Source organism: Pectobacterium actinidiae (assembly GCF_000803315.1).
In the GTDB taxonomy this organism is placed as follows: Bacteria; Pseudomonadota; Gammaproteobacteria; order Enterobacterales; family Enterobacteriaceae; genus Pectobacterium; species Pectobacterium actinidiae.
Genome location: NZ_JRMH01000001.1, coordinates 1,489,334 through 1,513,103, shown reverse-complemented (window position 1 = coordinate 1,513,103; position 23,770 = coordinate 1,489,334). Strand labels below are relative to the sequence as shown.

Sequence of the window (23,770 nt, the reverse complement as noted above, 5' to 3'; positions counted from 1 at the left end):
TCATGACATGTCAGACCTTACCGCCAACCGCGCACCACGGCCTTATCCCCCGTTGCTTCTGGGTAGCCAGCTTGTTTTCAATATTGGCTTTTATGCCGTCGTGCCGTTTCTGGCGATATTCCTGCGCGACGACATGCTGCTTTCGGGCTGGGCTATCGGGCTGGTGATTGGCTTACGCACCTTTTCTCAACAGGGCATGTTTTTAGTCGGCGGCGCGCTGGCTGACCGATTCGGCGCACGCGTGATCATTCTGTGTGGCTGTGTCGTGCGTATCAGCGGCTATCTCCTGCTGGCGTTAGGCGACTCGCTATGGCCGATCATCCTCGGTGCCTGTCTGACCGGTGTCGGCGGTGCCCTGTTCTCTCCCGCCATTGAAGCGCTCATGGCACAGGCCGGTACGCAAAGTGAAAAAGAGGGAAAACGCAGCCGCTCCGAGTGGTTCGCCCTGTTTGCCATTTGCGGCGAATTGGGCGCGGTGCTGGGGCCGTTGCTCGGTTCGGTGCTGGCCGGATTCGGATTCCAGCGCGTGGCGCTCGCGGGTGCAGGCGTATTTGTTATCGCGCTCATCGTCCTGTTTTTCAGCCTGCCGCCGACGCAGCGCAATCAGAACGAATTACACATTGCCCCGTGGTGGGAAACCTTCCGCCAGCGCCGCTTTGTCGCGTTCATCATTGCCTACAGCGCTTACCTGTTCAGCTACAACCAGCTCTATCTGGCACTGCCGGTTGAACTGCATCGCTCCGGCAGTAGCGAGAAAGATCTCGGCCCGCTGTTTGTTCTTGCTTCGCTGCTGGTGATCGGATTACAGCTTCCGCTGGCGCGTTTTGCTCGCCGGATTGGTGCGGCACGTATGCTGCCACTGGGCTTCGCACTGCTGGCCGCGTCATTCTTTAGCGTCGCCCTGTTTGCTTCCAGCACGCCGCCTGACGGGTGGCAGCGCCTGCTTCCGGCTATCTCATTAATTACGCTGCTGACGCTGGGCCAGATGTTAATCGTTCCCGTTGGAATGGATCTCATCCCCCGCTTTGCCAACAACAAAAATCTGGGTGCGCACTATGGCGCGCTGGCGTCGATGGGTGGCATCGCGGTACTGGTCGGCAACTTTATACTCGGCAGCCAGCTCGATCGCGCGCTGACGCCATCGCCACAGGCCGCCATTCCGTGGGTACTGCTCGCCGCCGTGCCGCTGTGCAGTTCGCTGGCCATGATGGTCATCTGCCGCCCGTTTAAATCCGCTTCAACCGTGAATGAATAAGGACAGACTGATGAATATGCGCAATCTCCTGTGGCCCGTTTCCGGCTTGCTCTCAGCCACGCTGCTGCTTTCAGGCTGCTTCAATGAGCCGGAGGAACATCAGACCTCGCATCATGACGGGCGAATCAAACTGGCGATGCTTCAACCACCGCGCTCCGGCCTGACGCCGCTGAGCGATGATGCCTTTAAGCTGTCGCGCTGGAGCACGGCAGAAACGCTGGTGGTGCTCGACAAACTCGGCGAAGCCCAGCCTGCGCTGGCGACAAAATGGCAACAGATCGATGATCAATCCTGGCGTTTTGAACTGCGGCCAAACGTCCATTTTCACGATAACACCACCTTAAACGCCGCCACCGTAGTGAATGCGCTCACCGTGGCGTCCACGGCTGCCCCCAAACCGCGCATTCTGGACGGCGTGCAGTTAACGGTAAAAGCCGATGGCGATAACGCCGTCATTGTCTCCACCGCTAAAGCGGATCCACTGCTGCCACAGCGTTTATCCAGCCCACAATTGGCGATTCTCTCCACCGCGGCATACGGTAAAAATGGCGTCGTCAATCCGATCAACACCGGAAGCGGCCCGTTCGTTCTGCGTACCGTCACCGGCACCAGCAGCGCGGTGTTAGATAGATTCGACGGTTATTGGGGTGATAAAGCACAGGCCAGCGGTATCGACGTCAGTTTTGTGTCTGACGGCGCGGCGCGCGCTGCTGCATTACGTACCGGCACAGCAGATATTGTCGAAGCCATTCCGGTTTCACAGGCACCGCTGCTGGATCAATCGTTGGTGCATGAAGTCCCCATGCCACGCACCAACACACTGTATCTGAATACGCGTCACGGCGTGATGCAAGATCCCGCGATGCGCGCTGCCGTACGCGATGCGATCAATCGCCAACAGTTGGTGGATAACGTCTATGAAAAGCGTGCTGATATCGCGCAGGGTCTGTTAGGTCCCGCGCTGCCGTGGGCTGCGGAATTGCGTCAGCCAGTAGCGAATCCGGTCAAAGCCGGTACACCTGCGGGAGCCACCATCACGCTGGCAACATTCAGCGATCGCGCCGAGCTGCCTGAAGTCGCAGTCTATCTGGCACAGCAGCTCACGGCCGCTGGATTTACGGTGAAACAGGTGGTGCGTGAGTATGCGCAGATTGAGTCCGACGCACTGGCAGGCAAGTTCGATGCCTTTATTTTATCCCGCGCCACCGTACTGGATTCCGGCGATCCGGTGGCTTATCTGTACAGCGACTTCGCCTGTGAAGGGTCGTTCAATATCGCCCAGCTGTGCCGCCCAGAGATCGATCAAGCGCTGCAAAAAGCGGCCGCGATTCCTGCGGGCGTTGCACGTCGTCAGGCCATCATGCAGGCAGAAAACCTGATTCTTGCCAGCGATGCCGCGATCCCAATGCTGCATGAGCGCGTGATTCAAGGTGAAAGCGCACAGGTCAAAGACGCCCTACGCGACCCGCGTGAACGCACACTGATTAACGCCGCCACGCATATTGCCACCAGCGCCAAGTAACGGATAGCACACCCGCAACCAGAAAGATGACGAGTTTATGAGCGAATCGCTGTATTGCCGCACCTGTGCGACCATCAACCAGACGCAACGCCCGCGATATGGCGTGCTGATCCCGCTGTTTTCGCGGCTGCTGACGCTGGCGGGCATCGTGGTGCTGATTGGCATGTTGCCGTGGCTATCCGGTCAGGATCCGGCGCTGGCGCTGCTGCGCGCCCGTTCCGGCGATCAGGAAGCGACGGCAGAAACGCTAAACGCGATTCGTCACGCTCTTGGGCTGGATCAAGGCCCGTTGCAGTTGCTGTTGAACTGGCTGACGGGCCTATTGCACGGCGATGCGGGTAACTCCTGGGTTTCTGGTCGACCGGTCCTTCCGGGGATGTTGCAGGCGGCGGGCGTCTCACTGACGCTGATGGCGTCTTCGGCGCTGGTGGCCTTCACGCTGGCTGCCGTGCTGTGCGCCCCGACCTTTCGGCAAGGGTTACGCGGTCAGGTTCATCGTTCAGGCGGCCTGTTTGCCGCCTTGTTTACCGCACTGCCCGAATTCCTGCTGGCGTCATTTCTGCTGATCGTCGGTGCCGTCTGGCTACAGTGGTTCCCACCCTATGGCTGGCTAGGCTTGCACTACGCGGTATTGCCGTCGCTGGCGCTCGGTATTCCAGCAGGCGGTTACCTTGGTCGGATTATTGCCGACGCGCTCTCCGCCACTTTCAGCGAAAACTGGCTCACCACCTGGAGCGTGTCGGGCGTAAGTCGCCGTCATATCGCACTGGCAGTGCTGAAACGCACGTTGCCCAGCGTGATGCCGCTGGTCGGGCTGGTGCTGGTCTCGTTAACCGGCGGTGCCATCGCCGTCGAAAAAGTGTTCGCGATCCCCGGACTGGGACGTGCAACGCTGGGGGCGGCAGCCGCGCAGGATCTGCCCGCCTTGCAGGTCGGCGTGCTGATTCTCTTACTCATCGCCTCGCTGGCTGGCATAGCAGCAAGCGGCGTACGACTGCTGATTCTCGGACGCGCACTGCGGAGCGGCGCTATGCCGGTGCCGGAAGAACACGGTAGCCCCGCGTCTCGTCATGCTATCTGGCTGCCGATTATCTGCGTACTGCTGCTGGCGCTTCTGCTGCTGGCTGGCCTGCCGCGCGATCCCTATACCTCCGCTTTTCTGCGCCTGCAACCGCCGTCGTTACTGCTGCCTTTTGGCGCGGACGCGATGGGGCGCGATTTATTGGCGCGCGTCGCACACGGCACGCTACATACCTGCTTGCTGGCGCTGGCGGTGTCGCTGGCCTGTCTGGCGATTGGGCTGCTGGTTGGGCTGTTCCCGCGTCTGTTTAGCGGCCCCATCGAAGTGACTAACGCCCTGCCGCCAGTGATTGCCGGGCTGCTGGTTGCTGCGGTCAATGGTCCGACGGCAACGGGCGCGGCGATTGCCGTCATTGCCGTCAGTTGGGCTCCACTCGCGGCTCACACGGCAGCGCTGGTCGCCGAAATCAATGCGCGTCCTTATATTCGGATGCTGCCGATTCTCGGCGTCGGTCCGATACGGCGCAGTCTGTTCTATATTCTGCCCGCGCTCATTGGTCCGCTTTTCCGTCACGCCATGCTGAAACTGCCAGGCATCGCGCTGGCGCTGGCATCGCTCGGCTTTTTAGGTCTGGGCGCGTCACCGCCGACGCCAGAATGGGGACGGGTTCTTGCTGAAGGCATGCCGTATATCGAACGTGCCTTCTGGGGCGTGCTGGCACCGGCGGCCGCACTCGGCGTGCTGTCGATACTGGCCGTGAGCGCAGCGAACCTCTCCGGTCGCCACAAGCACTAATCTCTCGAGAGACACCGCCTAAGCGTTCGCCTCTCTCCACGTTCACAGCCCTGCCCGATTTCACGATGGCGGGGCTGTGCATCTTCAGTTACGCTGTGAGCTAACAGCAGAGCGTGATTAAAGGAGAGAATATGCACAACAGCGGATCCCACGTCAGCCTTACCGTCACTCAGACTCTGGATAAACTGGAAGCGCTGTATGATGATGCCGTCTCAGCGCTGCGTGACGCCATCGGGGACTTCATCAATAATGGCACCCTGCCTGACGCCAACGCGCGCGCGGCAGGGTTATTTGCCTACCCGGCCCTCCGCGTCAGTTGGAGTGGCAATTCGACCGGTCATCCCCGACATCGCGCTTATGGGCGTTTTACGCATCCCGGCAGTTACTCCACTACCGTTACCCGTCCGGCATTTTTGCGGGCTTATCTGGCGGAACAGTTGGCGCTGCTGGAGGGGGATTATCATGTCATCATCGAAGTCGGCCCATCACAGCAGGAAATTCCGTTCCCCTACGTGCTCGACGGTTCCGACCTGATTCTTGATCGTTCCATGAGCGCGGGCATCGCCAAGCATTTCCCCACGACGGAATTGTCGCAAATTGGGGACGAGACGGCAGATGGGCTGTTTCACGCCACCACGACATCGCCGCTGTCGCACTTCGACGCGCTACGTACCGATTTCTCGCTGGCGCGACTGCGCCACTATACCGGCACACCGGTAGAACATATTCAGCCGTTCATTCTCTTCACCAACTACACCCGCTATGTCGATGAGTTTGTGCGCTGGGCCTGTGCGCAGATTGCCGATCCCGACAGCCCGTATGAGGCGCTGTCCTGCGCGGGGGGGATCTACATCACCGCTGACACGCCTAACCCTGAACAGACGGTGTCCGATCTGGCCTGGAAGAACCACCAGATGCCTGCCTATCATTTGATTCCCCGTCAAGGCAAAGGGATTACGATGGTCAATATCGGCGTCGGGCCATCCAACGCTAAAACCATCTGCGATCACCTCGCGGTGATGCGTCCGCACGCCTGGCTGATGATCGGCCACTGCGGTGGCCTGCGCGAAAGCCAGTCCATCGGCGATTATGTGCTGGCGCACGCTTACCTGCGTGACGATCATGTACTCGACGCCGTGCTGCCGCCGGATATCCCGATTCCCAGTATCGCCGAGGTGCAGCGCGCGCTGTACGACGCCACCAAGATGGTCAGCGGTATGCCGGGGGAAGAGGTTAAACAGCGCCTGCGTACCGGCACGGTTGTGACCACCGATGACCGCAACTGGGAGCTACGCTATGCGGCCTCCGCCCTACGATTTAACCTCAGTCGCGCCGTGGCAGTGGATATGGAAAGTGCGACGATTGCCGCACAGGGGTATCGCTTTCGCGTACCTTACGGCACGCTGCTGTGCGTCTCGGATAAGCCGTTGCACGGTGAAATCAAGCTACCGGGACAGGCAAACCGTTTCTATGAAGGGGCGATTTCGGAGCATTTGCAGATTGGCATCTGCGCTATCGATCTGCTGCGGGCGGAAAGCGACAAGCTGCACTCGCGTAAGCTGCGCACCTTTAACGAGCCGCCATTCCGCTAATTGAACGACGTTGTTCAGACAGCCGACGCGATTCGGGCAGTCGGCTGCTCTGGTGCGACCCAATACGTTATGTTATAACAGAACAAATTCCATAGCGGATAAGCCCGATGAAAAAAGGTCTGTCAATTCTGTTTCTTTCCCTCGTCGCGACGCAAGCCTCTGCGTTTCAGGCGAAAATAGCCCAGTCCGATGATTCTGGATTACGCAATATCGGTGAGGCTAAGCGCACCTTTTCTGGCTTTACGCCAATGGGGCTGGAAACGATTCACCCCGGACAGTGTGATGCCACCTCCGTTAACGGCTGCGGTTGCCCATTTTGCACCCAGTTGCGGCTTATTGGTCGCTAAGCGCAGCCTCGTAAGTAGAGAGAATGTGGGCATCCCTGCCCACGTACTGCTTCTGTTCCAATCGATGCTTTAGCGCTTGCCTGCCAGTTCGGTAGGCGCACCATCAATCTTAATATCCAGTCCCTGCTTCGCGCTGTTCAGATAAAATTCACGAATGCGCTGGTTCACCGGATCGCTGACGTACACGCTGCCACCGACAATAGCGAGCGACGGCGTTGGCGTTTTCGCACCGTAAGCGCAGTCAAACGCCTCAACCGCATCAAAGCTGGCGATTTGCTTCCAGTCTGGTGCAACGTCATACAACCTCAGTTTGCCATCCGGCGTCAGGTTGGCGACCCGCTTGCCATCAGCAGAGACTTCAAATTTGCACACGGCCTGAGCGTCTGGGATAGAGAACACATCCTGTGCCGTGAGTTTTTTAGCCTGAGGATCGATGCGAATGAGTGCATTAAACGGCTGCCCGCCCAGCCCACCGTAATTACCAATCACATAAGTGCCTTGCAGGCCAGATTTCAGCGTACTGGTACGGCGATCGTCAGGATAAGCCAGCTTGTGTGATACCCATTTCTCACTCTGCTGTTTTACGATCAAAACACCGCCGTCACTTTTCACATCGCCATTCGACAATGTCGCGTTACAGCCAAAAACGTGGACGTGATTTAGCGCACTGTGCCCGTGAAACTCTTTACAAGAACGCTGTGGATCCTGCTCCTGATTAAAGTCTGCTATCGCTTTCCAGTTCTTGTCCTGTTGATAGACGACAAAACCATTAGGGCGCGACGTCACCGTTTTATCATCCCCTTTGGCATAAGTCGCTTTCGGCACAGAAATCAGCCACTGATTATTCCCCAACGGTGCAGTGATGCCGTGCTGCGGTGCCGGGCTTTTACGCTTCTCCACCACGGGATTCGCGCTATCCAGATCCGACAAGCGGATCATGACCGATTCTGGTTTGCTGGGGCCATCCCACGGGCGTAACCCATCGTACGACCAGGCCACCCAGCCATTTTCCGAGGTAATATGCGAAGGTTTGTCTCCCGTCACCCGCAGCGGCAGAAGACGTGGCTCACCTTTATGCACGTCCAGATGATCATCGTGCGATTCATAGGTCAGGCCAGTATCAAGAAAAGTAATCGTACCAGCGTTATCGTAAAGGTTGACGATTGTGAATCGACCATCCTCGGTAGGCACCAGCGACGCATTCGCCCGACCTACGTCAAAGGTATGCGTAACCTTGAAGGTATCCAGATCCAGCACGCTGAGCGTCGGTTTCTGGTGATCGGAAAAGATTAACCGTCCGCGCAATACCTCATGATCGTGCGCCTGAACACTTGTACTCCCCGCCCCCACCAACAGCGCCAGAGTCGCTGCGATTGTCGTTTTCTGCATCTTTCTCTCCGTGATGTCATTGTGATTTTAAGTTATGTTATAACATAACAATTGAGAATGCCAGAATCGTACAGGAAGGGAGATAGTAAAATCCACCTCTTGAAGAGGTGGCTTTAAGTGGGGCCCCCTAGAAGGGGGCCTTGTCCGTTTTAATCCTGCAATAACTCCATTTGCTGTTCGTATTCTTGGTCTTTCTTATCCTGATGCCTCACGTAACGTCTGATAATTTCTTCGTTCACTCCCACCGTGTCCGCAAAGTATCCTCTAGCCCAAAAGTGATTGCCCCACAGTTTCTTTCTTATATGCGGGAATTTATTGTAGAGACGAATTGCCGTGCGCCCTTTCAGGACGCCCATTAGCGTTGAAATTGAGAGTTTCGGTGGAACCATCACGACAAGATGAACATGGTCTGGTTGAACATTTAGTTCCAATATCTCGCAATCTTTCATATTGCAAAGTATGTAAATCGAACGGTAAAGCTCTTTCCCTACTGTGCCCGTTAAAATCTTGTAGCGATATTTTGGGGTCCAAACCAAGTGGTATTTGCAACGCCAAAACACATGTGCTGAACTTCTATAACTGCTCATGTCAGTGATTTCCTTCTTACTTGTGGTGAGTAAGCTGGAATTTTCTGGCATGGGCTTCCTTCAGGCTATAGCCTCACAGGGACAATCACCACCTCCCGAGGAGGTGGTTTAAGGCTGACAATGAAAGCGCCACATCTGTGGCGCTTGCTGAAGACAGTAAAATTGAGGCTAATTAATTTCAGGATGCTGTTCGGACAGCCGTTTTCTTTTCTTCTCCAGTTCGGCAATTTGCTCATCAATATCTTCTATTTTCTGCTCAATATTGTCGTACTGTTCCTGCAACAGCTCTTTGGCTTCCGTCCGATCCGACGCCGCAGGCGTGGCACCTTTCAGTGGCTTGTTAGCGGTTTCTCGCATCGACATCCCGGTAATCAGGCCGATCAACCCAATCACCATCAAATAGTACGCGGGCATATACAAATTACCGCTAGACTCCACCAGCCAGGCCGCTGCCGTCGGCGTAAAGCCCGCGACCAGCACGGAAACATTAAATGACGTCGCCAGCGCGCTATAACGAATATGCGTAGGGAACAGTGCAGGAAGCGTCGACGCCATCACCCCCGTGAAGGAATTCAGCAATACAGCCAGCATCAATAACCCGCAGAAAATCAGCCCAATCACATCGCTGTTGATCAAAATGAAGCTGGGAACTGACAGCAGCAGTAACCCGATGCTGCCGCAAATAATAAACGGTTTACGCCCATAGCGATCGCTCATCAGCCCCATCACTGGCTGCACAAACAGCATCCCGATCATGACGGCGATGATAATCATCACCCCATGATCTTCAGAGTAATTCAGGCTGTGTGAGAGGTAACTCGGCATATAGGTCAGCAGCATGTAATAGGTCACATTGGTGGTAATCACCATTCCGATACAAACCAGTAACCCTCTCCATTGCTTGGTCACGATCTCACGCAGGGAAATCTTCGGCGGGGATTGAATGCTGTCTTTCGATTCTTTATCGATATTGTCAACATGCTGTTGGAACGTCGGTGTTTCCTCCAGCGCATGGCGCAGATAAATACCGATTAACCCAAGCGGCGCGGCAATAAAGAACGGAATACGCCATCCCCAGTCCAGAAAACTGTCTTCCCCTACGATGGAGGAAATCAGCACCACGACGCCAGCCCCCATGACAAACCCAGCGATAGACCCGAAATCCAGCCAGCTACCTAAAAAGCCACGTCGCCTGTCCGGGGAATATTCGGCAACGAAAACAGCCGCACCGGTATATTCCCCCCCGACGGAGAATCCCTGTGCCAATTTAGCCAGCAGCAATAATATCGGTGCCCAAATACCGATCGATTCATAGGAAGGAATCAGGCCGATACAGAATGTGCTTACCGACATGATAATAATGGTGATCGACAAGACTTTCTGGCGACCAAATTTATCCCCCATCGCACCAAAAAATATCCCGCCTAATGGCCGAACCAAAAAGGGAACCGAGAACGTTGCCAGCGCGGCAATCATTTGCACCCCCGGATCGGCGCCGGGGAAAAAGACCTGCCCGAGCGCATACGCCACAAAACCATATACGCCAAAATCAAACCATTCCATGGCATTACCCAATGCGGCAGCGGTAATGGCTTTCTTGAGTCTGGCATTATCGATAATGGTTATGTCCTGAATTTTCATCGGTTCAATTTTTTTCTTTTTTAATCTCATCCTTTCTTCCTTTGCTTAAAAAGCGACCATTTATAAAAATAAAACTGCCTATTTCATGCACAGGGAACCACCCGACTGCACACTAAAAAATGAACAGGTTGTTGGCCGCAATAGTCATTACACGTTGATACTACTGAATGGAGTATAGAAGAATTTACACAAAGGCTAGGTTTCACGTCCGAGCATGCCGCTGTATGCCTAAATAACGCACTGAAATATAATGAAAGGAAAATAATCGTAAAGGGTTATGACAAAACGTTCATATTGTCTTCAATGAAATATTTTACTTACGCGAAGTAATCATTTTCGGGTTACGTTTAAAATAACGCGTAAATGCCAGGCTAAAATTAGCCGGATGCCGATAGCCAACTTGCCAGGCGGTCTGAGCCACCTGAAACCCCTGTTCCAATAGCTGGTGCGCTCGTTCCATCCGCATCCGCAATAGCATTTGACCCGGCGTGGTCGTAAAACAGCGGTAAAACCCGAGTTTGAGTCTGGATTCACTCATTCCAGCCTGCGCAGCAATACAGGCTAGCGTCAGCGGTTCAGCCAAATGTTCACGCATCCACCGGCATACTTGTTCCAACTGTTGCCGTTCCTGCGGATGGATACCGCCGCGTTCGCTCTTCGGTTGCAGAAGATGTCGATACTGTGACAACAGGCTTAAAGCATGGATATGGCGATTCAACGGATCGGCGTCAGCGCACAGCGCATTGACATGAACCTGACTGGCCGCAGATAGGGGCGTAAACGCGCGCTGCTCTACCCCATCGTCACTGAATAGCTGCTCTGCACAGTTCGCGCCAAAATAGCGAGTCGCCGCCGTTTTGCCCACCAGCAGCCGTAGCTGATCGACCTGCTGTTGAGCCTGATAATGGCGTTCACCCACGCTGGTACCAAACGTCGTGATGGTGACATGCTGTTGACGAAACCAGATCTGTGAACCACTACTATCGTAATAGGCCGATTCCCCAGCCAACGCAAACGTCATCACCAGCATCGGCTGTGAATGAGGGTTGTGGGTTTCCTCCACCAGCGCGCGATGCGGGCGATATTGCGACCGCGCCAGCGACAGATCCGTGTCGATATGGCTAAAATCCGACCAGCATTCACCGATTTCGCCCGGCAGTGTTCGACGCGAATCAGAACGAACCTCCCCTATACGGCATTGATCGCCAGATGACAATCCCTCTCGCCCCTGCTGCTGTCTTTGCACCCTCTTTCCCCCGCCGTTTCGCATATGAAAAACGCCGCCTCGCATAACAATGAACATAATAACCATTCTCATTTATAGATAGCATATTCCCTATCGACTGACCATCAATGAGAAAAACCGTTTATGAATCCATTAGAGACGTTATGGCAGCTTGCCGCCAGCAGCGTAAAGGCTGACGCTTTACATCTGGCGCTGGAACAGCAGATTTTCGATCGGCTGGAAGAGGTCACCACACCGGAACAGCTGGCGGAAGCGCTGGATTGGCAGCCGGAGAAAACCGGATTTCTGCTTGAGATTCTGTGGAGTATGCAGCTCTTAACGCGCCATCATGACGGCTATCGCACTGCTCCGGCCTGCGCCGCCGTACTCTGTAAAAATAGCGCACATTTCCTGGGCGATGCGTGGCGTTTTCGCCTGACCAGCCTGCGCCAGTTTGGTCAGGGACTCGCTAACGGTATGCGCCAGCCTTTGCCGACACAATTGAGCGAGTTGCCGCGCGATGCGGCGTGGGCCAACGCCGCAGAACAGCAAATCGCACAGGAACAGCGATCGATAACAGCCGACCGTGCCGAGCAGTTTATCTCCAGCCTGCTGGATTTTCCGCAAATCAGGCACGTTCTCGATCTGGGCGGTGGCCCCGGTTGGGTGGCGATTACACTGGCGCAGCGTCACGCTCAGATCTCTGGCACGGTGTATGACCTGCCGCAGACCGCCGCCGTGGCGCAGCGCAATATCGACGATGCCGGATTATCCGCACGCCTGTCGGCGCAAAGCGGCGCATTTCCCAGCCAAAAATACGATCTGATTTGGAGCTCTTCTTTCCTGCATTTTGTTGAAGACATTCCCGCCATGCTGAGCACGCTCCACGATACGCTGACATCTGAGGGCACGCTGATTCTGGCACAGGCTGAAATTGCCGAAACGCCGGAGGATGCCGCACCGGTTCTGCCGTTTTATCTGCCGATGCAAATGAGTGGACGCCACGTCACGCGTGAAGGCCAACTGACGCAGTGGTTGCTGGCTGCGGGCTTTACCTCGGTCGAAACTCATCGTCATCAAGCCTTCCCTATGGCACCGCTGAATGTGCTGATCGCCCGCAAAGGTCATTAAGCCGTATTGAAAATCGGATAAAAAAAGCCAGTCAATTGTGGCTGACTGGCTTTCGGAGTGAACATAATGGGGTGCTGCGTGTTTCGGTCTCGTTTTTCACTCTACCGCATATTCCTTCATTTTATTTTCGTCAGGCATAGTGCCATTGAGTTTCTTGAGCACTTCCTTCGCTTCTTTCAATACCCGAGCACATTGCTCGCGCGTGATGGTAAGCGGTGGCTCAATCCTGACCGATTTAGCATTATTCAAGGTGCCCGCCACCAGAACATTTCGTTGAAACAGCTCTTTCGCGAAGGCATACCCGATCTCATTTTTCCTGAACTCGATAGCTTGCAACAGCCCCATTCCTCGTGCTTCGACAATCAATTGAGGATAGTCGGCTGCCAACTGCTGTAAACCCTGCAACAAAAATGCCCCTTGTATTGCCGCCTGTTCCGGCAGATTCCTGGTCAGCAGCTCATTGACGGTCGCCAGCGCCGCCGCGCAGGCCAGCGGGTTGCCGCCAAACGTGGTCGTATGCAGGAACGGGTTTTCAAACAGTACGGAGAAGACTTCTTCCGTCGCCACCGTGGCGCCAATCGGCATCACACCGCCACCGAGCGCCTTCGCCAGACACAGAATGTCGGGCTGGACGCCATAATGCTCACAGGCGAACATCTTGCCCGTTCGCCCCATGCCGGTTTGTACCTCATCCAGAATCAGCAATGCCCCAACCTCATCGCATAATGCTCTGACCGCAGGCAAGTAATTTTCTGGTGGCACTATCACGCCACCTTCCCCCTGAATAGGTTCAAGGATGATGGCAGCCACGTCATCGCCAGTCTTCTGGCATTGCTGAACCTGCTTGCGCATGGCGTTGATGTCGCCAAAAGCAACATGATGGAAGCCCGGTAACAGCGGCATAAAAGGACGGCGAAACGCGGGTTTGGCGGTGGCGGAAAGCGCGCCCAGCGATTTCCCGTGGAATGCACCTGTCGCGGCGATAAAGGTATATTTACCGCGCGGTGACTGGTAGGCCTTCGCCAGCTTTAACGCTGCCTCAACCGATTCCGTTCCACTATTGCAAAAGAAGCTGTATTTCAGCTTGCCCGGCGTCAGCGCCGCCAGCGTTTTCGCCAACAGCCCTCGTAGAGGGTCGAGCAGTTCCTGGCTGTGCAGCGGTTGTCTGGCGAGCTGGCGCTCAACGGCAGCAATCACGTTAGGATTACGATGCCCAACGTTAAAAATGCCGTAACCGCCGAGGCAGTCCAGATATTCATTCCCTTGGGTATTAATCAGCGTATTCGGGCCGCTGGCGCGCCATTCGACTGCGCCGTAATCACCGCCGGTAGTGACAGATTTTCGGTACTCCAGAAAACCCGGGTTGACGTATTCGCGAAAACAATTCAAAACTTCTTGGTTCAGTGCCGCCATGTCATCGTGGGATAGCGCGTCACTATGAATCCAATGCAGTGCCTGCTGAGTACACTCTAGCGGGTTAAGGTGGGCGTTTGATCTGGACAAAATGCGCTCCTTGAAAACGGACATCACGCGATGCCACTTTAATTAATGCACATAACACGCCAGTCGCCCGCCCCAAATCAGAATAAAATACAAAAACGCGATCTAAACCAAAAATTCAGCAGATGATTTGAACCAAATACGAATATTTGAAATTAATAACCAATTGATAGGGTGAGTGCCAGTGTGAAGGCAAGCAGGACATCTTCCGATGCCCTGCTTTTGTCCAGCGCGCCCTTTTTTGGTGCACGCTGAGGCTGGATAAACGCGCTATCTAATTATCCACGTTCTCTAACAGAACGAGTAGAACCCTGCGGCAGACAAAAGCTCCTCAGTGCCGGATCATGATATGCCGCACGATAGTGTAATCTTCCAGACCGTACATCGACATATCCTTGCCGTAACCAGACAACTTCTGACCACCGTGTGGCATTTCACTCACCAGCATAAAGTGGGTATTCACCCAGGTACAGCCGTACTGAAGGCATGCGGCCAGACGGTGCGCCCGCCCGATATCGCGCGTCCAGACCGACGAAGCCAGTCCGTAATGTGAGGCATTCGCCCAACCAATCACCTGCGCTTCATCGTCGAACGGCGTAATGGATATCACCGGGCCAAACACCTCTTTCTGTACGATTTCGTCCTCCTGTTTCGCCCCCGCCAACACCGTAGGCTGGAAGTAGAATCCCTGTCCTTTCACCCGCTCGCCACCGGTCACCACCGTAATGTGCGGCAGCGCTTTGGCGCGTTCGACAAAGCCAATCACGCGTTCCAACTGTGGTTCGGTAATCAACGGGCCCAGTTCGGTGGTTTCATCGTGTGGGTCGCCCATTTTCAATGTCGCCACGGCTTTTCCTAATGCTTCGACAACCTCATCGTAGATCGCACGCTGCACATACAGCCGGCAGGCCGCGGTACAATCCTGCCCCGCATTGTAAAAACCGAAACTACGAATACCATCAACCACCTGATCGATATCAGCATCGTCGAAGACAATGACCGGCGCTTTGCCGCCCAGCTCCATATGCGTGCGTTTTACGCTCGCGGCGGTATGCGACAGAATATGCGCCCCGGTCGCAATCGAACCGGTCAACGACACCATGTTGACTTTCTCATGCCCCGTTAGCGCATCGCCGATATCCGCCCCGCGCCCAAACACAATATTCACGACGCCCGCCGGCAGGATCTCCGCCAGCAGATGCGCCAGATAGAACGTGGTCAACGGGGTTTGCTCCGCCGGCTTCAGCACCACGCAGTTTCCTGCCGCCAACGCGGGTGCCAGCTTCCACGACGCCATCATCAATGGATAATTCCACGGTGCGATGGATGCCACCACGCCAACCGGATCTCGCCGGATCATGGAGGTGTGTCCTTCGAGATACTCTCCCGCCGCCGAACCGCTCAGGCAGCGTGCCGCACCAGCAAAGAAGCGAAACACATCGGCGACCGCAGGCACTTCATCATTCAGCGCCGCATGGTAGGGCTTACCGCAGTTCAGCGATTCAAGCTCGGCAAAGGTCTCGGCGTTTTCCTCGATGGCATCGGCAATCTGTAGCAGCAGCGTCGCACGCGTTTTCGGTGTGGTCTGGCCCCAGTGTGCAAAAGCAGACTCTGCGGCCAGAACGGCTGCATCAATCTGGTGCAAATCGGCCTGCGCAATGGCGGCAATTTGCTCTCCCGTGGCTGGATTGAATACCGCCAACGCCTCGCCTTTCCCCGCGACCAGCTTGCCTTCTATCAGTAATTTGTCATGCATACATTTTCCTTACAGAGAGAAAACCGTCTTGTTTTTCATCACTATCTGCAAAATGTCTGTGCAAAAAACCTGCCACGTTGTGCTTACCTGTCGCTCCGTTATGCAACCCGTGGCATTACACTAGGGCGCGTTGCCCGATTCTTTCTGCGTCTGCGTGGCGGCCTGTCTGGCTTCCTCCGCTAGCGCTTCAATATCTTCTTCCGTCAACTGATCTGACGCCTCATGCACCTTTGCCAGCCCTTCGCTGACCGTCACTTCTTTAGGATCCTGCGCTGAGTCTTTCGTGGCCATCTCTGTACCTCCCGATTAAATAATAAGCCAGCAAAGATAAGTGTAGTCGATGACGAAAATCCGCCAATCTGAAGAAGATTTAACTCTGCTTTCCGCTTCGTCATATGTGATAATAATTATCAATTACATTAAATTTGTACCCTAAATAATTCGAGTTGCAGGAAGGCGGCAAGAGAGGGAATCCCGATGAGCTTACATAAGTAAGTGATTCGGGTGACTAAACGCGGCCAACGCACAAGCAGCTTGAAGTATGACGGGTATATTATTCAGGGCCTTACCCCGTCGATATCAACGGACAGGATCGCTATGGATAGCACCGTGACAAGGGAAAGGAATTCTGTTGCCGCAGAGTCGGCGGGAAGGTCACCTGACGGGACGTTGGCATGTCAGAGTCTGAACTCAGAATGCTGTTCAACCGCTATGCAGAACGGTTGGAACGCTATCTCAATCATAAACTGCGCGACCCTCAGGCAGCGGCAGATCTGGTGCAAGAGAGTTTTTTACGGTTGGCACAACGGCTGGAACAGCAAGATGATGTAGACGACAAGAAGGCGTATCTCTACAAGACAGCAAATAATTTGCTGCTTGATCATGTCCGTCACCAGCAGCGCTGGCAGATGGCGACGTCCGTTGACGACGCGGAAGCAACGCTGGAATTCCTGCCGGATGCCGCGCCCCAGCTCGATCAAACGGCCATCGCCCAACAGGAGCTGGAGCGTCTGGCAAAGGTACTGGCAACGCTGCCGGAGCGCACACAGCTGATATTTCATCTGCATCGGTTTGAACACATGACGCAGGCGCAAATTGCTCAGCAGTTGGCTATCTCCCTCAGCACCGTTGAGAAACACCTTGCCATGACGCTGAACGCGATGATGACGATCCGCTCTTCGTGAAACGCGTCGCCCATCGTAAAATAATCACAAATTATTTACGGGTTTATTGCCGTCAGACGTCTACCTATTTAGAGACCCTACACACTCCAGGCCTACAACATGAACGATTATCCCCCTGAAATTCAACAGCAGGCAGCACGATGGGCCATCCGTTTGGCCGAAGCGCCACTGGACGATGAACAGGAACTGACATTCCAGCACTGGCTGGAACAGGATCCGCGCCATCACCACGCGTTGGAACAGGCAGGGACGCTCTGGCACGGGCTTGGGTCGCTCAGTACCGAGCAAAAACAGGTACTGCAACCACAGCCGTTAGCCACATTACCCGTCAGGCGCGTCAACCGCATGACGCAGTGGAAAATCGCCGCCTTATTGCTGCTGGGCTTCAGTCTCGGCACGACGTGGATTTCCGACGGTATCCTCATGTTACGTTCGGATTATCATGCTGTACATCAGGTCAAACACGTTACGCTGCCGGACGGCAGTGAAGTGGATATGGATGCGGGCAGCGCCATTTCACTCGCCTACACGTCACAAGAACGGCGAGTCACGCTGCTGCAAGGCTCGGCCTGGTTCACCGTCGCACCGACAACGACACAGGAAAAACGGCCTTTCCTGGTCGATGCCGCATCGGGCACCACACAGGCGCTGGGCACGCAGTTCATCGTGCAAAATACCTCACAGACCACGACCGTCGGCGTGGTGGAGCACAGTGTTCAGGTAACGGCAAACGGGCAAACGCTGCGGCTTGATGAGCAACAGGCGGCACGCTATACCGAACAAGGGATGACCCGCCTCCCCGGCTGGAATAGCCGCGAGCGCGGCGACTGGCGACGCGGCCTGCTAATTTTTGATCAACAACCGTTGGCTATTGTGATCGCACGTATCAATCAATACCGCGCAGGGACGATCGTCATCCCTACATCAGCCTTGCGCCAACGTCAGGTCAGCGGCATTTTTTCACTGAACGAGCTGGATGGCGCGCTGCAAACCATCGCCACTGAACTGGGCGCGAAAACGGTTTCACTCCCCGGCATCACGGTTCTGTACTGATCCTTTCTCCCCTGCCTAATCCACTCCTGCCATGCTGTTCAGGAGTGGTCATCACGCATAAATTCCCTTTATGTTCACAAGGCCGCAACTTTGTGGAGAAAAAATTTAAATATTTTTTACGGGTTCTGTCATCTCAACCGTCTTCATATTTAGGTAATGATTTTTATTATCATTTTCATTAAGAATAATGTGGTGAATTATCCCTTTGTTTATTAATGCTTATTGATGATTTAACAGATGGCAGACCAGGCAAAAAATGTTTAAAAAAACACAACAGCAAAACAGCCGCTTGTTACAACGTAATCCACTTTCTCTTGCCGTCGGCATCGCCCTGTCGCTGCCTGGTTCGTTTCACTATGCGCAAGCAGAAACGCAGGCCGTCAACGTTCAGGAAGCCGCACCTCAGAGCACCGCCTTTTCCATCAGTCCGCAGCCGTTGAGCAGTGCGCTGCTACGTTTCGCCGAACAGGCGGGACTACAGATGTTTTTTGCCGACGTCAAACTGGAAAATATGCAGGCTACTGCACTTCAAGGGCGCTTCCCCCCTGAGCAGGGGCTGCGCAGGATGATCGGCACGAATCCGGTCGACTTTCAGATCGGCAGCAATGGCGTGATTACCCTGCGCCCTCGTTCAGTCAACGTCGGTACAGCAAAAATAGACGACGTGATGACGGTACGCGCGTTTACCGTCGCCAATCCGGGCGACTGGATCTATGACCAACCGCGTGCCATCAGCGTCATTTCACGCGAGCAGATGGATAACCGCCCTTCCCGCCACGCCGCTGATATGCTGGAACAGTCCGCTGGCGTTTACTCCAGCGTCAGCCAGCAGGATCCCGCCCTCTCGGTGAATATTCGTGGCATACAGGATTATGGCCGCGTCAATATGAACATTGACGGTATGCGGCAGAACTTCCAGAAAAGCGGTCACGGGCAACGTAACGGCCAAATGTATATTGATTCAGAACTGCTCTCTCACGCCACGATTGAGAAAGGTGCCACAAGCGGCATGGGCGGCGCAGGCGCGTTCGGAGGTATCGCCACGTTTAATACCGTCAGCGCCAGTGATTTTCTGGTGCCGGGTAAAGAACTGGGCGGAAAATTGCACGCCAGCACGGGCGACAATGGGACGCATTTTATCGGCAGCGGGATTCTCGCACTCGGTAACGAAAGCGGTGATATTTTAGTCGGAGCCAGCGAGCGTCATCTGGGCGATTACTGGCCGGGCAATAAAGGCAAAATCGGCGATATCCGCACCGCATCGGGAAGCGATGAGAACACGCTTCGCGCCAGCGATTCGCTGAAACATGGCAAAGTGACTGACTCAGGCCACACGATGCGCTCCCGGCTGGCTAAAGTAGGCTGGAATCTTCCCGCCAACCAACGTATTCAGTTCAGTTATTTGCAGACTCAGACAGACACGCCCAATCCCAGTATGTTAACGAACACCACGTTTCCCGAACTGGGTTGGAAAAAAAGCGGGTTTAGCAACGTCATGTCGCGTAGCAGCGCGCTGGATTATCACCTGAACCCGGACGATCGCGATTGGCTTGATTTTAGCGCCAAACTTTATTATGTGGATACGACCGACAAATCAGATACCTACAGTACCAGCGTCATCGATAATAGCTATTGGACGCGTAGCCGGATGCGTACTTACGGCGTGCAGGCACAGAATATCTCACGTTTCAGTTTACCGGCTCAGCATGAGCTAAGCGCCAACTACGGCATTGACGTTTTCTACGATAAGTCCAGCAGTGAGTCCACACGTGAATCCATGGCGGGCGTCACACCGGGTGGTAATCGTTCTCTGGCTAGCCTGTTTGCCAACCTGACCTACGGCTATGAGGATTTCCTTACGCTAGAAGGCGGCCTGCGTTATGACCGCTATCGCCTGCGCGGAACCACGGGAATGGAGATCACCGAGTTCCCGTATACGGTCGATAACCCCTGCACGGCAAATCGCCTAACACTCTGCCCGGTCGTCAGAAACACTCAGCTCTGGAAGGTGGATAGCGAAACCGGAAAGCTTTCTCCCACCGCCGCTATCGCCGTTAAACCAGGGATAACGTGGCTTGAGTTGTTCAGTAATTATGGGAAATCATGGCGCCCACCCGCTATTACAGAAACGTTGACCACTGGCAGCGCGCACTCCTCATCAACGCAATATCCCAACCCTTATTTGGCGCCGGAACGATCAACTGCGTGGGAAACGGGGTTCAATATTAAGGCTAGCGAGCTGCTTACAGAATCCGATCGTCTGGTTGCCAAGGTGGCATATTTTGATACCAAGATAAGCAACTACATCAATATGGAAATCGGGCGAGTTAAACCCGGTGTCTACACTGGCGCAGGTTCCGGTAACGCAGCCTATGTCAATAATCTGGCAAAAACCCGTTTCCGCGGTATTGAATATCAATTGAATTACGATACAGGTCGATTTTATGCCGATCTGACTTACACCAGAATGATTGGCAAAAATGACTTTTGCTCAAACACGGCCTGGCTTGGCGGCGTCGTCATACGCGAAGGCGGTAGAAATAATTATTACGCCCCCCCCTATGATGACGTGAACAACTACGTGCAATGCAATTACGGCACCGTTTTTAGCTCGTCTTCGTATATGCCGAGCGATCGGGGAAGTCTCACGATTGGCACCAGAGCGTTCGATCGTAAATTAGATGCCGGCGCGGTGATTCGCTACAACCGAGGCTATCAGGATCGCTCGGCGGTGAATCAGACGGGAGGTACCGGCAATTTCTACGTTGCCGACTGGCCCAAATATACCCTACTCGATCTCTACGCCAGCTATCAAATCACGAATAATGTAAAGGTCAGCGGGGCGATAGAAAACGTCACTAATCGCGCTTACCTCGTTAGCTATGGCGATTCGATTTCATACACGCTGGGGAGAGGAAGAACCATCCAGGGCGGCGTTGAATATCGCTTTTAAGCATTCTTCGCAGGGACTGCCTGCGTGTGAATCAACCGCGAATCATCACGATGCGCGGTTTGTCAGAGGAGGCATAAAACGCCTCCGTTTATCAGATAGAGTATTAATGAGGAATAAAACATGAGTTTAAGTATTCAGTATGACACCGAGTTTTCCAGTTATTCTATCTCCCAGTATCTGACCGAGTGGTCCTCTTTGTTCGGCGATGCTAACCACACTAACGGCAACGTCACCGACAGCAACTCGGGAGGTTTCTACGGTGGCACCTCTTGGAATAACGGGACACAATACTCTCTGGTCAGCCCGAATAACGCCACCTCTGCCTTCGTTGCCGAAGGTAACCTGACCTATCAATTCTCTAACCACGTTCTGTATGGCCAACTGGATTCACTGACCTTCGGCGACGGTCTAAGCGGAGGCACCAGCACCGAATACGCCATTCAAGAACCTCAAGTCACCTTTAGCGGCCTGGATCTCTCCAGCATCGTGGATAGCGGCCGTGAAGGCGTGGTGCATCAGGTTGTCTACGGCCTGATGAGCGGACAAGTTCAGCCGCTGCTGGATGCGCTGAGCAATGCGGGCATCGATATTAACGCCAGCCTGGATAGCCTGAGCTTCGCCACTGCGACCGCTGATGCGGCGCTTTCTGCCGATACCGTGGTTGACGTTGTGGGTGTCGCAGAAACCGCCGATCTGCTGGCGGCATAAGAAAACGGCTAAAAGATGACGCTTTTAGCCGTTTGAGTGAACACCGTCGCGGTACGGAGAGAGTTTATACCCTCGATATTTCGCGTTGCACGGATGCAGCGTGAAATATGGCGGGCACGGCACCGCGGCGGTCCAGTAAGTGTAATAACCGTTGGCAAACCGCGTCAATAGCGGTACGGCTAACCGCCTCCCCTCTTCCACCTTGTGGGCACACCATGGTGAGAACGATGGCAATTATTAAAGAAGGAACATCCCATGCCCGCATCCCATCCGGCTTCATCAGGCCGTGAGATTATTGACGCGCTGGCTGCCTATCGTCAGGGATTTTGGGGAATTGGCCTGTTCAGCGCTGTCATCAACCTGCTGATGCTGGCTCCAGCCATTTATATGCTTCAGGTTTATGACCGTGTGCTGCCTTCCAGCAGCACCATGACGTTGGCGATGCTAACGCTCATTATGCTGGGGCTGTTTTTATTGATGGGATTACTGGAGTGGATACGCAGTGCCGTGGTGATCCGCCTCGGTACGCAGATGGATATGCGACTGAACCAGCGTATCTACAATGCGGCGTTTGAAAGCAATCTCAAGAATGGAACGGCGGGAGCCGGACAAGCCTTAAACGATCTGACCGCTCTACGCCAGTTCGCTACCGGAAACGCGCTGTTCGCCTTCTTTGATGCGCCGTGGTTTCCGGTCTATCTGCTGGTGATCTTCTTACTTCATCCCTGGCTAGGCGTGATGGCGCTGGCGGGGGCGATCATCCTGATAGTGCTGGCTTGGCTGAATCAAAAACTCACGCGCGAGCCCTTGGCCTTAGCCGCACAAAACACCGTTCAGGCGACGCAACAGGCCAACGCTAACCTGCGCAACGCCGATGCCATCGAAGCCATGGGCATGCTGCCTGCCATGCGCGAACGCTGGCTGACGCAGCACAAATCTTTTCTCTATTATCAGAACGTTGCCAGTGAAAAGAGCGCCAACATTACTTCACTGACGAAAAGCACCCGACTGGCGCTTCAGTCGCTGATGCTGGGGCTGGGTGCACTGCTGGCCGTCAAGGGCGATATCACGCCCGGCATGATGATTGCGGGCTCCATTCTGGTGGGTCGCGTACTCAGCCCGATCGATCAAATCATTGGCGTCTGGAAGCAGTGGATGCAGGCGCGCCTCGCCTGGCAGCGTGTCAATCTCTTACTCGATAATCACCCCGCGCGTCCCGCTGGCATGGCGCTGCCCGCACCAGAAGGTAAGCTTCAGGTGGAACAGCTCAGTGCCAACGCCCCCAACACGCGAACGCCCATACTCGCCAATATCACGTTTGAACTGGCTCCCGGCGATGTACTTGGCGTGTTAGGGCCTTCGGGCTCAGGTAAATCGACCCTTGCCCGTCTGCTGGTTGCCGCCATGCCCACCCTCGGTGGCAAAGTCAGGCTGGACGGGGCAGACATGCACCAGTGGGACAAAGCCGACCTGGGCCGCTTCGTCGGCTATCTGCCGCAGGATGTTCAGCTTTTCAGCGGGACGATTGCCGAAAACATCGCCCGCTTCACTCAGCCGGATGCAGAAAAGATCGTTGCTGCCGCCGTCACGGCAGGCGTACACGAAATGATTCTGCGACTGCCGCAGGGCTACGATACACAGCTGGGTGAAGGTGGTGCCGGGCTGTCCGGTGGTCAAAAACAGCGTGTCGCGCTCGCCAGAGCCATTTATAACCAGCCGCGCCTGATTGTGATGGATGAACCCAATGCCAGCCTGGATGACGACGGTGAGAAAGCCTTACTGGCCGCGATTGCCGCCCAACAGGAAGCCCAAAGCACGCAGGTGCTGATCACGCATAAACCCGCCCTACTTTCCTGCGCCAATAAGCTATTAGTCCTGCGCGCCGGACAAATCCAGTATTTCGGTGCAACAGAGCAGGTACTGAAAGAGCTACAGCGTGCCAAGCCCGCCAAGACGCCTATCGCCACATCACCCAGCGCGAAATCTGCGCCAGTTAAGACAGCCGACGCCGCAAATGCCTTTATCCCAAAGGAACCGAGTTCAGCCGGGCTAAGTATGGTGTACAGCGCACCGGCGTCTCGCCGCGCCGTACCGGATAAATGAAATTCAGC

The 23,770-nt window shown here is 54.8% G+C and carries 18 protein-coding genes; 11 read left to right on the top strand and 7 right to left on the bottom strand.

The annotated features are described in order from the left end of the window. Window positions 1–7: 7 nt before the first annotated feature. The 5 genes from KKH3_RS06390 to KKH3_RS06370 all read left to right on the top strand — a co-directional run bounded on the left by KKH3_RS06390 (window position 8) and on the right by KKH3_RS06370 (window position 6,532). Complete coding sequence (locus KKH3_RS06390; RefSeq protein ID WP_039357121.1) at window positions 8–1,255, top strand: MDR family MFS transporter; 1,248 nt, start codon at window positions 8–10, stop codon at window positions 1,253–1,255. A 10-nt stretch (window positions 1,256–1,265) separates the two neighbouring features. Beyond that, window positions 1,266–2,777 (top strand): ABC transporter substrate-binding protein, encoded by a 1,512-nt coding sequence (locus KKH3_RS06385; RefSeq protein ID WP_039357118.1) that lies wholly within the window; start codon window positions 1,266–1,268, stop codon window positions 2,775–2,777. Between the two features lie 37 nt (window positions 2,778–2,814). Then, window positions 2,815–4,593 (top strand): ABC transporter permease subunit, encoded by a 1,779-nt coding sequence (locus KKH3_RS06380; protein ID WP_039357114.1) that lies wholly within the window; start codon window positions 2,815–2,817, stop codon window positions 4,591–4,593. 131 nt (window positions 4,594–4,724) lie between these two features. Continuing rightward, window positions 4,725–6,185 (top strand): AMP nucleosidase, encoded by a 1,461-nt coding sequence (locus KKH3_RS06375; RefSeq protein WP_039357109.1) that lies wholly within the window; start codon window positions 4,725–4,727, stop codon window positions 6,183–6,185. A gap of 107 nt (window positions 6,186–6,292) precedes the next feature. Continuing rightward, window positions 6,293–6,532 carry a hypothetical protein gene (locus tag KKH3_RS06370; RefSeq protein ID WP_039357106.1) on the top strand — a complete coding sequence of 80 codons (240 nt, stop codon included), beginning with the start codon at window positions 6,293–6,295 and terminating at the stop codon, window positions 6,530–6,532. A 69-nt stretch (window positions 6,533–6,601) separates the two neighbouring features. Here the strand turns inward: KKH3_RS06370 and KKH3_RS06365 are convergent, their stop codons facing one another. The 4 genes from KKH3_RS06365 to KKH3_RS06350 all read right to left on the bottom strand — a co-directional run bounded on the left by KKH3_RS06365 (window position 6,602) and on the right by KKH3_RS06350 (window position 11,452). Beyond that, entirely contained in the window at window positions 6,602–7,921 is a 1,320-nt protein-coding gene (locus KKH3_RS06365) for a hypothetical protein (protein ID WP_039357104.1), read from the bottom strand. 149 nt (window positions 7,922–8,070) lie between these two features. Continuing rightward, window positions 8,071–8,508: an IS200/IS605 family transposase gene (gene tnpA, locus KKH3_RS06360; protein WP_039281630.1), complete on the bottom strand. Its 438-nt coding sequence runs from the start codon at window positions 8,506–8,508 to the stop codon at window positions 8,071–8,073. A 168-nt stretch (window positions 8,509–8,676) separates the two neighbouring features. Further along, window positions 8,677–10,179 carry a glycine betaine/L-proline transporter ProP gene (gene proP / locus KKH3_RS06355; RefSeq protein WP_039357101.1) on the bottom strand — a complete coding sequence of 501 codons (1,503 nt, stop codon included), beginning with the start codon at window positions 10,177–10,179 and terminating at the stop codon, window positions 8,677–8,679. 283 nt (window positions 10,180–10,462) lie between these two features. Then, entirely contained in the window at window positions 10,463–11,452 is a 990-nt protein-coding gene (locus KKH3_RS06350; protein WP_181939648.1) for an AraC family transcriptional regulator, read from the bottom strand. A gap of 66 nt (window positions 11,453–11,518) precedes the next feature. Between KKH3_RS06350 and KKH3_RS06345 the strand changes: the two genes are divergently transcribed. Then, window positions 11,519–12,505 (top strand): class I SAM-dependent methyltransferase, encoded by a 987-nt coding sequence (locus tag KKH3_RS06345; protein ID WP_039357095.1) that lies wholly within the window; start codon window positions 11,519–11,521, stop codon window positions 12,503–12,505. A gap of 96 nt (window positions 12,506–12,601) precedes the next feature. Here KKH3_RS06345 and ygjG read toward each other — a convergent pair whose 3' ends face one another. The 3 genes from ygjG to KKH3_RS22210 form a co-directional block, all read right to left on the bottom strand. Further along, on the bottom strand, window positions 12,602–14,008 hold the full coding sequence (gene ygjG, locus KKH3_RS06340) for a putrescine aminotransferase (RefSeq protein ID WP_234991497.1): 1,407 nt from the start codon (window positions 14,006–14,008) through the stop codon (window positions 12,602–12,604). A 328-nt stretch (window positions 14,009–14,336) separates the two neighbouring features. Next, on the bottom strand, window positions 14,337–15,761 hold the full coding sequence (gene patD, locus KKH3_RS06335; protein ID WP_039357090.1) for an aminobutyraldehyde dehydrogenase: 1,425 nt from the start codon (window positions 15,759–15,761) through the stop codon (window positions 14,337–14,339). Between the two features lie 120 nt (window positions 15,762–15,881). Next, window positions 15,882–16,052: a hypothetical protein gene (locus tag KKH3_RS22210; protein WP_167371733.1), complete on the bottom strand. Its 171-nt coding sequence runs from the start codon at window positions 16,050–16,052 to the stop codon at window positions 15,882–15,884. A gap of 383 nt (window positions 16,053–16,435) precedes the next feature. Between KKH3_RS22210 and KKH3_RS06330 the strand changes: the two genes are divergently transcribed. The 5 genes from KKH3_RS06330 (at window position 16,436) to KKH3_RS06310 (ending at window position 23,762) form a co-directional block, all read left to right on the top strand. After that, complete coding sequence (locus KKH3_RS06330; RefSeq protein ID WP_039357089.1) at window positions 16,436–16,945, top strand: RNA polymerase sigma factor; 510 nt, start codon at window positions 16,436–16,438, stop codon at window positions 16,943–16,945. 99 nt (window positions 16,946–17,044) lie between these two features. Beyond that, window positions 17,045–17,998 carry a FecR family protein gene (locus tag KKH3_RS06325; protein WP_039357086.1) on the top strand — a complete coding sequence of 318 codons (954 nt, stop codon included), beginning with the start codon at window positions 17,045–17,047 and terminating at the stop codon, window positions 17,996–17,998. A gap of 256 nt (window positions 17,999–18,254) precedes the next feature. Further along, window positions 18,255–20,951: a TonB-dependent receptor gene (locus tag KKH3_RS06320; RefSeq protein WP_039357083.1), complete on the top strand. Its 2,697-nt coding sequence runs from the start codon at window positions 18,255–18,257 to the stop codon at window positions 20,949–20,951. A 120-nt stretch (window positions 20,952–21,071) separates the two neighbouring features. Next, window positions 21,072–21,659, top strand: coding sequence for a heme acquisition protein HasA (locus KKH3_RS06315; RefSeq protein ID WP_039357081.1), 588 nt, complete (start codon window positions 21,072–21,074; stop codon window positions 21,657–21,659). A gap of 255 nt (window positions 21,660–21,914) precedes the next feature. Next, complete coding sequence (locus KKH3_RS06310; RefSeq protein WP_039357080.1) at window positions 21,915–23,762, top strand: type I secretion system permease/ATPase; 1,848 nt, start codon at window positions 21,915–21,917, stop codon at window positions 23,760–23,762. Window positions 23,763–23,770: the final 8 nt, after the last annotated feature.